The sequence below is a fragment of the Spiribacter halobius genome (genome assembly GCF_020883455.1).
In the GTDB taxonomy this organism is placed as follows: Bacteria; Pseudomonadota; Gammaproteobacteria; order Nitrococcales; family Nitrococcaceae; genus Sediminicurvatus; species Sediminicurvatus halobius.
Genome location: NZ_CP086615.1, coordinates 862567 through 878007, shown reverse-complemented (window position 1 = coordinate 878007; position 15441 = coordinate 862567). Strand labels below are relative to the sequence as shown.

General features: G+C 70.2%; 15 protein-coding genes. 11 read left to right on the top strand and 4 right to left on the bottom strand.

Going from position 1 to position 15441, the window contains the following annotated elements; translation table 11 throughout:
- The first annotated feature begins 113 nt into the window (after nucleotides 1-113).
- Nucleotides 114-875, top strand: coding sequence for a HesA/MoeB/ThiF family protein (locus tag LMH63_RS03980; protein ID WP_109676057.1), 762 nt, complete (start codon nucleotides 114-116; stop codon nucleotides 873-875).
- Nucleotides 876-1166: 291 nt separating this feature from the next.
- Here the strand turns inward: LMH63_RS03980 and hslO are convergent, their stop codons facing one another.
- From hslO to gatC, 4 genes are all read right to left on the bottom strand, one after another.
- The gene (gene hslO, locus LMH63_RS03975) at nucleotides 1167-2042 is read right to left on the bottom strand and encodes an Hsp33 family molecular chaperone HslO (RefSeq protein WP_373317900.1); all 876 of its coding nucleotides are present in this window, start codon (nucleotides 2040-2042) and stop codon (nucleotides 1167-1169) included.
- 228 nt (nucleotides 2043-2270) lie between these two features.
- Nucleotides 2271-3707, bottom strand: a complete 1437-nt coding sequence (gatB, locus tag LMH63_RS03970; protein ID WP_109676061.1) for an Asp-tRNA(Asn)/Glu-tRNA(Gln) amidotransferase subunit GatB — start codon at nucleotides 3705-3707, stop codon at nucleotides 2271-2273.
- Nucleotides 3708-3865: 158 nt separating this feature from the next.
- Complete coding sequence (gene gatA / locus LMH63_RS03965; RefSeq protein ID WP_109676063.1) at nucleotides 3866-5320, bottom strand: Asp-tRNA(Asn)/Glu-tRNA(Gln) amidotransferase subunit GatA; 1455 nt, start codon at nucleotides 5318-5320, stop codon at nucleotides 3866-3868.
- Between the two features lie 37 nt (nucleotides 5321-5357).
- Entirely contained in the window at nucleotides 5358-5645 is a 288-nt protein-coding gene (gene gatC / locus LMH63_RS03960) for an Asp-tRNA(Asn)/Glu-tRNA(Gln) amidotransferase subunit GatC (protein ID WP_109676065.1), read from the bottom strand.
- Between the two features lie 121 nt (nucleotides 5646-5766).
- Here gatC and LMH63_RS03955 point away from each other — a divergent pair, with 121 nt between their 5' ends.
- The 10 genes from LMH63_RS03955 (at nucleotide 5767) to lipB (ending at nucleotide 15430) form a co-directional block, all read left to right on the top strand.
- On the top strand, nucleotides 5767-6810 hold the full coding sequence (locus tag LMH63_RS03955) for a rod shape-determining protein (protein ID WP_109676066.1): 1044 nt from the start codon (nucleotides 5767-5769) through the stop codon (nucleotides 6808-6810).
- A 102-nt stretch (nucleotides 6811-6912) separates the two neighbouring features.
- The gene (gene mreC / locus LMH63_RS03950) at nucleotides 6913-7854 is read left to right on the top strand and encodes a rod shape-determining protein MreC (RefSeq protein WP_229332721.1); all 942 of its coding nucleotides are present in this window, start codon (nucleotides 6913-6915) and stop codon (nucleotides 7852-7854) included.
- Entirely contained in the window at nucleotides 7851-8339 is a 489-nt protein-coding gene (mreD, locus tag LMH63_RS03945; protein WP_109676068.1) for a rod shape-determining protein MreD, read from the top strand. The genes mreC and mreD overlap by 4 nt, the downstream gene beginning before the upstream one ends.
- 4 nt (nucleotides 8340-8343) lie before the next feature.
- On the top strand, nucleotides 8344-10230 hold the full coding sequence (mrdA, locus tag LMH63_RS03940) for a penicillin-binding protein 2 (RefSeq protein WP_109676070.1): 1887 nt from the start codon (nucleotides 8344-8346) through the stop codon (nucleotides 10228-10230).
- On the top strand, nucleotides 10202-11347 hold the full coding sequence (rodA, locus tag LMH63_RS03935; protein WP_109676072.1) for a rod shape-determining protein RodA: 1146 nt from the start codon (nucleotides 10202-10204) through the stop codon (nucleotides 11345-11347). Before mrdA ends, rodA begins: the two co-directional genes overlap by 29 nt.
- Complete coding sequence (gene mltB, locus LMH63_RS03930; RefSeq protein WP_229332720.1) at nucleotides 11344-12366, top strand: lytic murein transglycosylase B; 1023 nt, start codon at nucleotides 11344-11346, stop codon at nucleotides 12364-12366. The genes rodA and mltB overlap by 4 nt, the downstream gene beginning before the upstream one ends.
- A complete protein-coding gene (locus LMH63_RS03925; RefSeq protein WP_109676074.1) occupies nucleotides 12363-13229 on the top strand; it encodes a septal ring lytic transglycosylase RlpA family protein in 867 nt (288 codons plus the stop codon). The genes mltB and LMH63_RS03925 overlap by 4 nt, the downstream gene beginning before the upstream one ends.
- Nucleotides 13230-13363: 134 nt before the next feature.
- On the top strand, nucleotides 13364-14509 hold the full coding sequence (locus tag LMH63_RS03920) for a D-alanyl-D-alanine carboxypeptidase family protein (RefSeq protein ID WP_109676076.1): 1146 nt from the start codon (nucleotides 13364-13366) through the stop codon (nucleotides 14507-14509).
- 19 nt (nucleotides 14510-14528) lie between these two features.
- Complete coding sequence (locus tag LMH63_RS03915; protein WP_109676078.1) at nucleotides 14529-14795, top strand: YbeD family protein; 267 nt, start codon at nucleotides 14529-14531, stop codon at nucleotides 14793-14795.
- On the top strand, nucleotides 14792-15430 hold the full coding sequence (gene lipB, locus LMH63_RS03910; protein ID WP_109676080.1) for a lipoyl(octanoyl) transferase LipB: 639 nt from the start codon (nucleotides 14792-14794) through the stop codon (nucleotides 15428-15430). The genes LMH63_RS03915 and lipB overlap by 4 nt, the downstream gene beginning before the upstream one ends.
- The last annotated feature ends 11 nt before the right edge of the window (nucleotides 15431-15441 follow it).

Sequence of the window (15441 nt, the reverse complement as noted above, 5' to 3'; positions counted from 1 at the left end):
TCGCGGTGTTCCGTTGTGCTCGTTGTGTCGTTGTGTTGAATCCCCACTCTTCGATAAGCAGACAGCGTACTTGGCAGGCCGGAAGCGCACCGGCCATGACCCACGGAGAAAGGATGGAAGACGAGGATCTGCTGCGTTACAGCCGCCAGATCATGCTGCCCGGGCTCGATCTCGAGGGGCAGGAACGGCTGCTGCGGAGTCGGGCGCTGATCGTCGGGCTCGGCGGCCTCGGCTCGCCGGCCGCCCTTTATCTTGCCGCCGCCGGGCTCGGCACGCTCGTGCTCGCCGACTTCGACCGGGTGGAGCTGACCAACCTGCAGCGCCAGATCATCCACACCACGGGCGACGTCGGCCGTGCCAAGACCGACTCTGCGCGGGAGCGGATCGCCGCCCTGAACCCGGGCACGCAGGTGGAGACCGTCGCCGAGCGGCTGAGCGAGGACAACCTGCGGGCGCTGGTGCGGGGGGTGGACGTGGTGCTGGACGGCTCGGACAACTTCGCCACCCGCTTTGCCGTCAACGCCGCCTGCGTGGCCGAGCGGCGGCCGCTGGTGTCGGCGGCGGTCATCGGCATGGACGGCCAGCTCGCCGTGTTCCGCCCGGACCGCGACGACAGCCCCTGCTACCGCTGCGTGTACGCGGACACCGGCGAGGAGGCCCAGAGCTGCAGCGAGACCGGCGTGCTCGGCCCGCTCACGGGCGTGCTGGGAAGCCTGCAGGCAGTGGAGACGGTCAAGGTCCTCACCGGCCTCGGCGAGCCCCTCAACGGCCGCCTGCTGGTGGTGGACGCCCTCACCCAGACCTGGCGCCGCCTCAACCTCCGCCGCGACCCGGCCTGCCCGGTCTGCTCGGCTGCCCGCACGCGGGTTTCATGAACCTGCGGGACGGGGAATAACCGCAAAGGCGCCAAGGGTGTGGGCTGGGTGGGGATTAAACACAACGACACAACGGGCACAACGGATCACAACGGAAGAGGCTGGCTGTTCGGGAAGCGGTTTCGGCAGATCCAGCCTGCGTGCCGACCGCAGCTGCAGGCGCCTGCCGCAAGAACCTCGCTCTCCCCTATCCCTCAGGCTTCTCCTCGTTGTGATCCGTTGTGTCCGTTGTGTCGTTGTGTTTAATCCCAACGCCGAGCCGCCTTCGCGCCCCGCGGGCCGCCGACCGACTCAGTGCCGGGCCGGGCTGTCGGGGGCGCGGGTGGCGGGGTCGGCGAAAAGCTCCTCGATGTCGACGGCGTCGAAGCGGTAGGGCTCGTTGCAGAAGTCGCAGTGGACCTCCACCTGGCCCTGCTCGGCCAGGATGTCGCGCATCTCCTCGGCGCCGAGGCCGTGGAGCATGGAGGCCACCCGCCGGCGGTCGCAGCGACAGCGGAAGCGCAGCGGTGTGGGGTCGAAGAGGCGGATATCCTCCTCGTGGAACAGTCGCCGGATCAGCTCGCCCGGTGCAAGCTCCCGCAGCTCCGCCTCGGTGACGGTATCCGCGAGGTGCCCGGCGCGGTTCCAGGCGTCGGCATCGCCCCCCTCGCCGCCCGGCAGGCGCTGCAGCAGCATGCCCGCCGCGTGGCCCTCCCCGGCGGCGAGCCAGACGCGGGTTGCCAGCTGTTCGGATTCCCGGAAATAGCGCTCCAGCGCATCCGCGAGCCGCCCCCCGCCCGGATCGACGATGCCCTGATACCGCTCGCCGGCATCCTCCGGATCGATGGTGATGGCGAGCGACCCACCCGCCGCCTGGCGGTCCAGGGGCGCGTCCGCGGGCACCTCGCCGTTGGTTCGCGCCATCGCCCGCAGCGAGCCGTCGCTGCCCGCCTGCACCAGCAGCAGCGACAGCGGCCCGGCGGACTGCAGCTGCAGGCTCAGCGAGCCGCGGAACTTGAGCGTCGCCGCCAGCAGCGCCGCCGCCGCGAGCCCCTCGCCAATCAGCCGCTGCACGGCGGGCGGATGATCCGTGCGCCGCACCACCTCGGCAAAGGCGTCATCCAGCTGCACCACCTCGCCACGGACGTCGGCGTGCTCGAACAGGAAACGGTGTAGACGGTCGGGCATAGGGATTCGCGTTGCTCAGTTGCAAGAGACAAGTGGCAAGTGGCAAGTGCGAGCGAGGCGGACGCGTTGTCGCAACCGGGCTACGAAAAGGGCTCTGCGTAGCACCAAGTCGATCGGGCCGCGACATCGAATATCGCGCTCGTGTAGGCAAATCTGCCGACTCAGGGTTCCCAACGGGAGTTCGCGGGATGCTGAGGCCTCCGCTTGCAACTTGAAACTTGCAACTTGTTACTCACCGTTGAGCTTGCGCTGCAGCACCTCGTTCACCGCCTGCGGATTCGCCTTGCCCCTTGAGGCCTTCATCACCTGGCCGACGAAGAAGCCCATGAGCTTGGTCTTGCCGGCGCGGTACTGCTCCAGCTGCTCGGGGTTAGCGGCAATGACCTCGTCCACCATCGCCTCGATGGCGGCGGTGTCGGTGACCTGCTTGAGGCCCTTGGCCTCGATGACGGCGTCGGCGTCGCCCTCACCGTTCCACAGCGCGTCAAAGACGTCCTTGGCGATCTTACCGGAGATGGTGCCGTCCACCACCCGGCGCAGCATGCCGGCAAGCCGCTCGGGACCCACGGGGCTCTCGGTGATGTCGAGCCCGGCCTTGTTGAGGGCGCCGGCGAGGTCACCCATGACCCAGTTGGCGGCGAGCTTGGCATCGCCGGCCTCGGCGGCCACCGCCTCGTAGTAGTCGGCCAGCTCGCGGCTCGAGGTGAGCACCCCGGCGTCATAGGCCGGCAGCCCGTACTGCTCCACGAACCGGGCCTTCTTCGCGTCGGGCAGCTCGGGCAGCTCGGCGCGGACGTCCTCGATGAGCTGCGGGGTAACCTCCAGCGGCAGCAGGTCCGGATCCGGGAAGTAGCGGTAGTCGTTGGCCTCCTCCTTGGTGCGCATGGAGCGCGTCTCGCCCCGGTCCGAGTCGTACAGGCGGGTCTCCTGCACCACCGTGCCGCCATCCTCGATGAGCTCGATCTGGCGTTCGATCTCGTAGTTGATGGCGCGCTCGACAAAGCGGAAGGAGTTGAGGTTCTTGAGCTCCGCGCGGGTGCCGAAGCGCTTCTCCCCCACCGGGCGCACGGAGACGTTGGCGTCGCAGCGGAAGCTGCCCTCCTGCATGTTGCCGTCGCAGATGCCGAGATAGCGCACCAGCGAGTGCAGCTTCTTCATGTAGGCCACGGCCTCGGCGGCGGAGCGCAGGTCCGGCTCGGAGACGATCTCGAGCAGCGGCGTGCCGGCGCGGTTGAGGTCGATGCCGGTCATGCCGGCGAAGCCCTCGTGCAGGCTCTTGCCGGCGTCCTCCTCCAGGTGGGCGCGGGTCACGCCGATACGCTTGGTGCTGCCGTCCTCGAGCTCGATGTCGAGATGGCCGCGACCTACCACGGGGATCTCGTACTGGGAAATCTGGTAGCCCTTGGGCAGATCCGGATAGAAGTAGTTCTTGCGCGCGAACACCGAGCGCCCGGCGAGCTCCGCGTCCAGGGCGAGGCCGAGGCGCACCGCGAAGCGCACCGCCTGCTCGTTCAGCACCGGCAGCACGCCGGGCAGACCCAGATCCACGGCGCAGGCCTGGCTGTTCGGCGGCGCCCCGTAGGCAGTGGACGCCCCGGAGAAGATCTTGGTGCGCGTCGCCAGCTGCGCGTGGATCTCGAGGCCGATGACCGGTTCCCATTGCATGGCGTCTGTCATCCTCGGTCGGTTGTTCGGTTGCGGCGTCGACGGGGCAGCTCCGGCGTAGGTCGGCAAGCGCACAGCGCTCGCCGACAACCGCGCTTCGCGCGCGGTAACCGGGATTCGCCTGCCGGCGTGTCGGCGAGCGCTGCGCGCTTGCCGACCTACGCGTAGCCCTCAGGCACCTGCCGGTGCCAGTCGGTGGCCTGCTGGAAGCGGTGCGCCACCGCCAGCAGGCGCTCCTCGTCGAAGTAGTTGCCGATGAGCTGCAGACCCACCGGGCGGCCGTCGGCGAAGCCCGCCGGCACCGACACGCCCGGCAGGCCGGCAAGGTTCACCGCAATGGTGTAGATGTCCTGCAGATACATCTGTACCGGATCGTCGGACTTCTCGCCGAGGGCGAAGGCGACGCCGGGGGCCGTCGGCCCCACCAGGACGTCCACCTCCTCCAGAGCGCGCACGAAGTCGTCGCGGATCATGCGCCGGACCTGCTGCGCCTTGAGGTAGTAGGCATCGTAGTAGCCGGCGGAGAGCGCGTAGGTGCCCACCATGATGCGGCGCTTCACCTCGGCGCCGAAGCCCTCGCCGCGGCTGCGCTTGTAGAGATCCTCCAGGTCCCGCGGCGACTCGCAGCGGTGGCCGAAACGCACGCCGTCGTAGCGGGAGAGGTTGGAGGAGGCCTCCGCGGGGGCGATGACGTAGTACACCGGCACCGCCAGCCCGCTGTTGGGCAGCGAGACCTCGCGGATCTCCGCGCCGAGCCCGCGCAGCTCCGCCACCGCCGCCTCCACCGCGGCGGCCACGCCGGGCTCCAGGCCCTCGCCGAAGTACTCCTTCGGCAGCCCGACGCGCAGGCCTGCGAGCGGCTGGTCGAGCACCTCCCGGTAGGCGGGCACCGGTCGCTCGACACAGGTGGAGTCCCGCGGGTCGAAGCCGGCCATGGCCTCGAGCATGAGTGCCAGATCCTCGGCGCTGGCCGCCATCGGCCCGGCCTGATCGAGGCTGGAGGCAAAGGCGATCATCCCGTAGCGGGACACCCGGCCATAGGTGGGCTTGAGCCCGCTGATGCCGCAGAGCGCCGCCGGCTGGCGGATGGAGCCGCCGGTGTCGGTACCGGTGGCGCCGGGCACCAGGCGGGCGGCCACCGCCGCGGCGGAGCCGCCGGAGGAGCCGCCCGGCACGGTATCCTCATCCCAGGGGTTGCGCACCGGGCCGTAATGGCTCGTCTCGTTGGAAGAGCCCATGGCGAACTCGTCCATGTTGGTCTTGCCCACCATCACCGCGCCGGCCTCGCGCAGTCGCTCCACGACGAAGGCGTCGTAGGGGGCGATGAAGCTGTCCAGCATCCGGCTGCCGCAGCTCGTGCGCACGCCGTCGGTGCAGAAGATGTCCTTGTGGGCGATGGGCACGCCGGTGAGGGGGCCGGCGTCGCCACGGGCGCGCCGGGCGTCCGCCGCGCGGGCCTGCGCCATGGCCTGCTCGGCGGTCACGGTAATGAAGGCGTTGAGCGCGGGCTGATGGCGCTCGATTCGCGCCAGGGTCGCCTCGGTGAGCTCGACGCTCGAGACCTCTCCGGCCGCCAGGGCCGCGGAAAGCTCGGCGATGGTGTACGTATGCATGCTGCCTGTCCTGGCTGGTCGGCGCGGGGGCGGGAGCCTACTCGATGACGCGCGGCACGAGGTAGTAGCCGTCCTCGACGGCCGGGGCGATGGCCTGGAAGCGCTCGCGCTGGTCGCTCTCGCTGACCTCGTCCGGGCGCAGGCGCTGGTTCATCTCCAGCGGATGGGCGAGTGGCGTGACGCCGCTGCTCTCCACCGCTGCGAGCTGCTCCACGAACTCGAGGATCGACGACAGCGACGCCGCATACTCGCGGGTGTCCGCCTCATCCACCGCAAGCCGCGCCAGATGAGCGATCTCCCGCACCTGGGAGGCATCGAGGGACATGGGTCACTCCTGAACGGCCACAACGGTCACAAACCCGAAAAAGTAGCACAGGCGCTCGCTTGCCCAAACCCCTACCCGTTGTTAGATTACCCGCCTTTCTCTGACCGGCTGGAATTTCTGCATGTTCAAGGGCATTCGGGGCATTTTTTCCAACGATCTCTCCATTGATCTTGGGACGGCCAATACGCTCATCTACTCCCGCGGTCAGGGGATAGTGCTCAACGAGCCCTCGGTGGTGGCCATCCGCCAGGACCGTGACGGCGGCCCCAAGACCATCGCCGCCGTGGGTCACGAGGCCAAGCTCATGCTGGGCCGCACGCCGGGCACCATCCGCGCCATCCGGCCGCTGAAGGACGGCGTCATCGCCGACTTCACCGTGACCGAGAAAATGCTCCAGTTCTTCATCAAGAAGGTGCACGAGGCGCGCTTCTTCCGGCCGAGCCCGCGGGTGCTGGTGTGCGTGCCCTGCGGCTCCACCCAGGTGGAGCGCCGCGCCATCAAGGAGTCCGCCGCCGGCGCGGGGGCTCGCGAGGTCTACCTGGTGGAGGAGCCGATGGCGGCGGCCATCGGCGCCAACATGCCGGTGGACGAGGCCCGCGGCTCCATGGTGCTGGACATCGGCGGCGGCACCTCCGAGGTGGCGGTGCTGTCGCTGAACGGCATCGTCTACTCGTCTTCCGTGCGCATCGGCGGCGATCGCTTCGACGAGGCCATCACCAACTACGTGCGGCGCAATTACGGTATCCTCATCGGCGAGGCCACGGCCGAGCGCATCAAGCACGAGATCGGCACCGCCTTTCCGGGCACCGAGGTGCGGGAGCTTGAGGTCAAGGGGCGCAACCTCGCCCAGGGCGTGCCGCGCAGCTTCACCCTCAACTCCAACGAGATCCTGGAGTCCCTGCAGGAACCGCTCTCCGGCATCGTCGGGGCCGTCAAGACGGCCCTGGAGCAGACCCCTCCGGAGCTCGGTGCGGACGTGGCCGAGCGCGGCATCGTCTTGACCGGAGGCGGCGCGCTGCTGCGCAATATCGATCGCCTGCTCATGGAAGAGACCGGCCTGCCGGTGGTCATCGCCGAGGATCCGCTCACCTGCGTCGCCCGTGGCGGTGGCCGCGCGCTGGAGCTCATGGACGAGAAGGGCACGGACCTGTTCGTCAGCGAGTAGCGGCACCCGGCCCCGCCGCTCGCATACCGAGACCCGGTTCGCGCCGCCAAGGCCCGGTTCACTGGTTCACTGTGCGGGCGGGCATCTCTGCACCGCTGCGGGTTGGGGCGACCCGTCGCCGACCGCCGGCGGCGCCCGCCCAGGAGGCGACGGCCCATCAAGCCGCTGTTCACACAAGGTCCCTCCATCACCGCGCGCCTGGTGCTGCTCGGACTGCTGTCGGTGGTGCTGATGACCCTGGATCACCGGCAGAACCTGCTCGAGCCTGTCCGCCACACCCTGTCCGCCGTGGTGCATCCGGTGCGTGTTGCCGCCAGTCTGCCGCTGGAGCTCACCGGGCTCGCCTCCACCCAGCTCACGAGCCGGCGCGATCTGATCGAGGAGAACGCCCGCCTGCGCAACCAGCAGCTCCTCTACGAGGCTCGCCTGCAGCGGCTGGACGCCCTCGAGGTGGAGAATATCCGTCTGCGCGACCTGCTGGACTCCGCCTACGAGCTGGAGGAGCCGGTGCTGATCGCCGAGCTGGTGGCGGTGGACCTCGACCCTTACACGCATCTCATCCAGATCGACAAGGGCACCGGGGACGGCGTCTACGCCGGCCAGCCGGTAATCGACGCCAACGGCATCATCGGCCAGGTGGACGAGGCCGGCCCCTTCAGCGCCACGGTGCGCCTGATCAGCGACCCGAGCCACGCCATTCCCGTGCAGGTGAACCGCAACGGTCTGCGCAGCGTGGCCGTGGGCAACGGCAACCTGCACACGCTGGACCTGACCAGCCTGCCCAACAACGCCGACATCCGCCCCGGCGATCTGCTGGTGACCTCCGGCCTTGGCGGCCGCTTCCCGGCGGGCTATCCCGTGGGCCGCGTCAGCGCGGTCGACACCGACCCGGGCGAGGCCTTCGCCGACATCACGGTGGAGCCGAGCGGTGCCCTCAACCGCATTCAGGAGGTCCTGCTGATCCGCCGCGAGCAGGGTGAGCGGGCTGCCCTCGCCGCGGACGAGGGGCAATCCGGCACCGACGACGCCGGGGCGCGGCCATGAACGCAACGGTACGCCAGGGCGGCTGGGTCATCGTGGCGAGCCTGTTCCTCGCGCTGGTGCTCACGGTGGTGCCGCTGCCGACCGCCGCCGAGCAGCTGCGCCCGGAGTGGACGGCGCTGGTGCTGATCTACTGGAGCCTCGCCCTGCCGCAGCGGGTGGGCGTCGGTGTCTCCTGGCTCGTCGGTATCCTGCAGGACGTCCTGCAGGGCACCCTGCTGGGTGCCCATGCCCTCGCGTTTGCACTGGTGGCCTTTCTGACCATGAAGCTCTACCAGCGGATCCGCGTCTTCCCGCTCTGGCAGCAGGCCCTGACGGTCCTCATGCTGCTGCTCACGGTGCAGCTCGTGCTGCTCTGGATCCGCGGGCTGACCGGGCAGCCCGGAGCGGACTGGGCCTACTGGCTGCCGGCCGTGGCAGGCACCGTGGCGTGGCCGGTGGTGTTCGTGCTGCTGCGCGAGCTGCGGCGTTTCTTCCAGGTGCAGTGACCGCATGAGCCTCGATCTGCTGCGCGACAAGGCCGGAGAGAGCCGCGTAGTGCGCCGGCGTCTGCTCGTGGCGGGCATCGCCGTGCTGCTGCTGATGGGCCTGCTCGCCGGGCGCATCGCCATGCTCCAGGTAGCGGGCTATCAGCACTATGCGAGCCTCTCCCAGGAGAATCGGGTCCGCATCGCCCCGGCGGAGCCCACCCGCGGCCTCATCTACGACCGCGACGGCCGCCTGCTCGCCGAGAACGTTCCGGCGTTCCGCCTCACCGTGATTCCGGAGCAGGTTGAGGATATGGATGCCCTGCTCACCGGCCTGCAGGAGATCGTCGAGCTCTCGGCCACCGATATCGAGCGGTTCCGGGATCTGCGCGAGCGCCAGCGCCGCTTCCAGGAGATCCCGCTGAAGCTGCGCCTGAGCGAGAGCGAGGTGGCCCGCCTGGCGGTCAACCGCCATCGCTTCCCGGGGGTCGAGGTCAAGGCGCACCTGACCCGCTTCTACCCCTACGGCGCCATCGGCTCCCACGCCATCGGCTACGTCGGCCGCATCAGCGAGCAGGAGCTACGGCAGGTGGATGCGAGCCAGTACCGCGGCTCGAGCGTCATCGGCAAGAGCGGCGTCGAGCGCTTCTACGAGGAGCGGCTGCACGGGGAGATGGGCCTGGTACGGCTCGAGACCAACGCCCTCGGCCGCACCCTGCGCACCCTGGAGCGGGATCCGCCGGTTCCGGGCGAGGATCTGCATCTGACGCTGGACATCGAGCTGCAGCGCGTGGCCGAGACGGCCCTCGGCGAGCACAGCGGCGCGGTGGTGGCGATCGACCCGCGGGACGGGGCGGTTCTGGCCCTGGCGAGCCAGCCCGGCTTCGACCCCAACCTGTTCGTGACCGGAATCACCCTGGAGGATTTCCGCGGGCTGCAGAGCCAGCCGGGCACGCCCATGTTCAATCGCGCCCTGCGTGGGCGCTACCCGCCGGGGTCGGTGATCAAGCCGTTTCTCGGCCTCGCGGCCGCGGCCCACGGCACCGTGGATCCGGACGAGGAGTTCCAGTGCAACGGGCTCTACCGGCTGCCCAACGTCAGCCGGCCCTGGCGCGACTGGAAGCGTGGCGGCCACGGCGAGATCGACCTGACCCAGGCCATCGCCCAGTCCTGCGACATCTACTTCTACGACCTCGCCTACGAGATGGGCATCGACGCCATGCACGAGTGGATGACCGGTTTCGGCTTCGGCCGCCCCAGCGGCATCGATCTGCCGGGGGAGCTCACCGGCGTCATGCCCTCCCGGGAGTGGAAGCGGACGAACCGCGGTGAGCCCTGGTACCACGGCGAGACGGTGAACACCGGCATCGGTCAGGGGTACATGCTCGCCACGCCGGTGCAGCTCGCCGCCTCCACCGCCATGCTCGCCAACGCCGGGCGTCCGGTGCGCCCGCACCTGGTCGCGGCCACGGAGGCGCCCGGCGAGGACAGCGCCTCGCGCCTGGCGCCGGCAGAGCCGTTGGTCGCGCCGGTGACGCTGCAGAACCCGGCACTCTGGGAGGAGGCGATCGGGGGCATGGCCGAGGTGATGCACGGGCGCCGCGGCACCGCCCGCGCCGTGGCCGAGGACATGCCCTATCGCATGGCCGGCAAGACCGGCACGGCACAGGTCTTCGGCCTGGCGCCGGACGAGGAATACGATGAGGACGAGATCCCGCGGGAGTTGCGCGACCATGCACTGTTCATCGCCTTCGCCCCGGTGGGGGCACCGCGTATCGCCGTCGCCGTGATCGCCGAGCACGGCGGCAGCGGCAGCGGCACCGCCGCGCCCATCGCCCGCCAGGTGATCGACGCCTGGCTGCTGGAACAGGGAGAGCTGCCCGATGTGGCTGCCGACGTCGGCGAACGGTGAGTCCAGCGGCGGCGGTGGCGCCGCCGGCCTCGGTCTGGTGCAGCGGCGGCTGCACCTGGACGCCACCCTGCTCGGGATGCTGCTGCTGCTCTCGACGGTGGGTCTGGTGGTGCTCTACAGCGCCTTCGGCGAGAGCCTGGTTCAGGTCGAGCGCCAGCTCATCCGGCTCGCCATCGCGTTCGCCGTCATGGTGGTGCTTGCCCAGTTCCCGCCGCTGGTCTACCGCCGTTGGGCCCCGTGGGTCTATGCCGCCAGCCTGGCGCTGCTGGTGGCAGTGCTGGTCGCGGGCGAGCTGGGCGGCGGCGCCCGCCGCTGGCTGGATCTCGGCGTGGTGCGATTCCAGCCCTCGGAGTTCATGAAGATCGCCCTGCCGCTGCTCGTCGCCTGGCTGCTGGCCGATCGCGAGCTGCCACCGGGTTTCGGGCGCACCATGCTGGCGCTGCTGCTGATCGCCCTGCCCGTCGGTCTGATCGCCGTGCAGCCGGACCTTGGCACCAGCATCCTGGTGGCCGCCGCAGGCGGCTCGGTGCTGTTCCTGGCCGGCCTGCGCTGGCGCATCATGGCGGGCCTGCTGGCCCTGCTCGCGGCCGCCGCGCCGATGCTCTGGTACTTCGGCATGCAGGGCTACCAGCGCCAGCGGGTGCTGACCTTCCTCGACCCGGAGCGCGATCCGCTGGGTGCCGGCTACAACATCATCCAGTCCAAGATCGCCATCGGCTCCGGCGGGCTCTATGGCAAGGGCTGGCTGAACGGCACCCAGGCGCATCTGGATTTCATCCCCGAGCGCCACACGGACTTCGTGTTCGCCGTGCTCGCCGAGGAGTTCGGGTTCATCGGCGTGCTGCTGGTGCTCGCGCTCTACTTCGCCGTGGTCGCCCGCGGGCTGTGGATCGCCCACCATGCCCAGGACAGCTTCGGGCGCCTGCTCGCCGGCGGGCTCGCGCTGACCTTCTTCGTCTACTTCTTCGTCAACATCGGCATGGTCTCTGGGCTGCTGCCCGTGGTGGGGCTGCCGCTGCCCCTGATCAGCTTCGGCGGCTCGTCGCTGGTGACCCTGCTGGCGGCCTTCGGTATTCTCATGTCCATCCATACCCACCGCCGCCTGTGGTCCTCGTGATAGCCAGTCCGATCCGCCTGCGCCGCCTTGCGGTAGCGCTCCTTGCGGCCCTGCTCGCGCTGGGCGGCTGCGCCGTGCTGCCCTCCAGCGGGGCCGAAACCTCTCCCGAGACCGAGGCCGCGTTCGTGGCGTTCGCCCGCGGCCTGGCCGAACGCCACGATTTCGAGGCCGAGCGCATCGAGCGTCTGCTGCGGGAGGACAGCCGCCTCCAGCAGGACATCATCGACGCCATCAGCAGCCCGGCGGAGGCCCTGCCCTGGTATCGCTACCGGCCGATATTCCTGCAGCCGGCGCGCATCGAGGAGGGGGTTGCGTTCTGGCGTGAGCACGCGGGAACCCTCGCCGCCGTCGAGCGCCGCTTCGGCGTCCCGCCGGAGATCGTGGTCGCCATCATCGGCGTGGAGACCCGCTACGGCCGCCACCGCGGCCGCCATCGGGTGCTGGACGCCCTGCGCACGCTGGCCTTCGACTACCCGCCGCGGGCGGACTTCTTCCGCCGCGAGCTCGAAGCCTACTTCCTGCTCGCCCGCGAGGAGGGCTTCGACCCGCGCGAGCCCCGCGGCTCCTATGCCGGGGCCATGGGCATTCCGCAGTTCATCAGCAGCAGCTACCGCGAGTACGCGGTGGACTTCAACGACAACGGCCGCCGCGACCTCTGGTCCGAGCCCGCGGACGCCATCGGCAGCGTCGGCAACTACCTCGGCCGCCACGGCTGGCAGGCGGACGCGCCCATCGCCGTGCGCGGCGACGTCACCGGCAGCGACTGGCAGGCGCTGCAGCGCGACGGCCTGCGCCCGCAGGACACCATCGCGGCCCTGCGCGCGGCCGGCGTCACGCCCCGGCGCCGCCTCCCGGACGGCGACGCGGCCGCCCGGCTGCTGGTGCTGGAGGGCCAGCGCGGCGACGAGCACTGGGTCACCCTGGAGAACTTCTACGTGATCACCCGCTACAACCACAGCCCGCTTTACGCCATGGCAGTACTGCAGCTGAGCCGCGAGATCCGGGAGGGCTACCGATGACGCGCCGTCTGCTGCCGGCGCTGCTGCTGGCGCTGCTGGCCGGCTGCAGCAGCCTCCCGCCGGAGCCGGGGGACGGGCCGGGCGAGCCCATCGCCGACCCGGGCGCGATCCCGGACGCCGAGCCCCGGAGCGAGCCGAAGAGCCGCTACGGCAACCCGGAGCGCTATGAGGTCTTCGGACGCACCTACCAGGTGCTGGACAGCGCCGATGGCTACCGCGAGCGCGGCATCGCCTCCTGGTACGGCAGCAAGTTCCACGGCCGCCGCACCTCCAGCGGCGAGCCGTTCGACATGTACGCGATGACTGCCGCCCACCGCGCGCTGCCCCTGCCCACCTACGTCGCCGTGCGCCATCTGGAGAGCGGGCGCGAGATCGTGGTGCGCGTCAATGACCGCGGCCCGTTTGCCGACAATCGCATCATCGACCTCTCCTACGCCGCGGCGGCCAAGCTCGGCATGCTCGAGAGCGGCACTGCGCCGGTGGAGGTGCGCACGGTGACGCCTGACCGCCAGGCGGCCGCCTCCGGGGCAGGCAGCGAACACGACACGGAGACCGGCGAGGACGTCACGGCCAACGCAGCCGAGGCGATCGCTGCCGATCCCGCTCCGGCGCAGCCGGAAGCTGCCGAGGCCGTGAGCTATTTCCTGCAGGTGGGCGCCTTTCGCGAGGCCGGCAATGCCCGCCGGCTGGCAGACCGGCTGCAGGCGGATGCATTCCGTGCCGACGTGCGGGTGGAGTCCGGCGACGACGGCTTCCACCGTGTGCAGCTCGGTCCGCTGACGGATATCGCCGCCGTGGACCGCATCAGTGACCGGCTCGCGGAGGCCGGCCATGGCCCGGGGCATGTGGTGATCCCGGACTAGTGTTACCGGACGCCCGGCGGATCCGCAGCCCGGCCCGATACCCTGTCGCCCGCCGGCAACGCGGTCGCAGGAACCGCCGCCGCGGTTAGAATACCCCGCCAGCCCGCCACAACCACCGATTCGAGAGCGCACCCATGCAGGCCTTCCGTTTCCTGATTCTGCTGGTCTTCCTGCTTCTCGGTGGCGCCGCCACCGCGCAGACCCAGCCCATCCCCGTGCCCTCGCCGCCGCAGCTCGGCGCCGAGAGCTATCTGCTGCTCGACTTCCACAGCGGGCGGGTGCTGGTGGACCATCAGAGCGACCTGCGCCGGGACCCGGCGAGCCTCACCAAGATCATGACCGCCTTCATCGTCTTCAGCGAGCTGCGCGCCGGCAACCTGGCGATGGATGACGAGGTCCTGGTGAGCGAGCGCGCCTGGCGCACCGGGGGCTCGCGCATGTTCATCGAGGTGGGCGACCGGGTCACGGTGGAGAACCTGCTGCGGGGCATGATCATCCAGTCGGGCAACGACGCGAGCGTGGCGCTCGCCGAGCACATCGCCGGCACCGAGGAGACCTTCGCCGAGCTCATGAACCAGTACGCCGCCGAGCTCGGCATGGAGAACACGAACTACACCAACGCCGCCGGCCTGCCAGGCGAGGAGCACTACTCCAGCGCGGAGGACACGGCCCTGCTGGTGCGGGCGCTGATCCAGCGCTTCCCCGAGCTGTACCAGCTCTACTCGGAGCGCAGCTTCACCTGGAACGGCATCGAGCAGTTCAACCGCAACCGCATGCTCTGGCGCGATGCCTCGGTGGACGGGGTGAAGACCGGCTACACGGAATCCGCCGGCTACTGCCTGGCCACCTCGGCCCAGCGCGAGAACATGCGGCTGATCTCGGTGGTGATGGGCGCGGCGAGCCCCAGCGCCCGCATCGAGCAGTCCCAGGCGCTGCTCAACTACGGCTTCCGCTTCTTCGAGACCCACCGGCTCTACGCCGCCGGCGAACCGCTGACCGAGGCCCGGGTGTGGAAGGGCGCCAGCGACCGCCTCGGCGTGGGTCTCACCGAGGACCTCTACGTCACCATCCCGGCGCGTCAGTACGACAACCTCGACGCGAGCCTGAGCCTGGACAGCCGCATCGACGCGCCGGTGGACGAGGGCACCGTGCTCGGCAGCGTCAGCGTGCGCCTGGGCGAGAGCACGCTGGCAGAAACCCGGCTGGTGGCCCTGGAGGCGGTGCCGGAGGGCGGACTGTGGAGCCGGCTGGTGGACGAGGTGCTGCTCTGGTTCGAATAACGCCGGCACGGGAGGCAGCATGAGCGACGACGACAGCCCCCTGGACTTCCCCTGCGAGTTCCCGATCAAGGCCATGGGGCGTACCGATGCCGATCTGGCGGCGCTGGTCTGGCGCATCGTCAGCAGCCACGCCCCGGCGACGCCGGCGGAGGCGCTGCGCACCACGCCAAGCCGGCACGGCCGCTTCGTCTCGGTGACCGTCACCATCACCGCGGAGAGCCGGGCGCAGCTTGACGCCATCTACCACGAGCTGCAGTCCCACGGCGACGTGCTCGCCACGCTGTGAGCACGCCCCCGCCCCGCGTCCGCCAGCTCGGGCAGGCGGATTACACCCCCACCTGGGAGGCCATGCGCGCCTTCACGGAGCGCCGCGGCGAGGCCGACCGCGATCAGCTCTGGCTGGTGGAGCACCCGCCGGTGTTCACCCTCGGCCTCGCCGGGCGCCGGGAGCACCTGCTCGATCCGGGGAACATCCCCGTGGTCGCCACCGACCGCGGCGGCCAGGTGACCTACCACGGTCCGGGCCAGGTGGTGCTCTACCCGCTGCTGCAGCTACGCCGCTACGGGCTCGGCGTGCGCCGGCTGGTGACCCTGCTCGAGCAGAGCGTGGTGGACCTGCTGGCGGCACAGGGCATCGACGGGGCCGCGCGGGCGGATGCGCCCGGGGTCTATGTCGATGGCGCCAAGGTCGCCGCCCTCGGCCTGCGCATCCGCCGCGGCTGCAGCTACCACGGCCTTGCCCTGAACGTGGCCATGGACCTGGAACCCTTCCAGCGCATCAACCCCTGCGGCCACCCCGGCATGGCCGTCACCGACCTGCGCACCCTCGGCGCCAACCTCGACTGCCAACAGGCCGCGGATGCTTTGACCGGGCATGTCCTTGAGCGCCTCGGTACCCGCCAAGCGATTTCGGGGACGTAGGTGTCCGACTT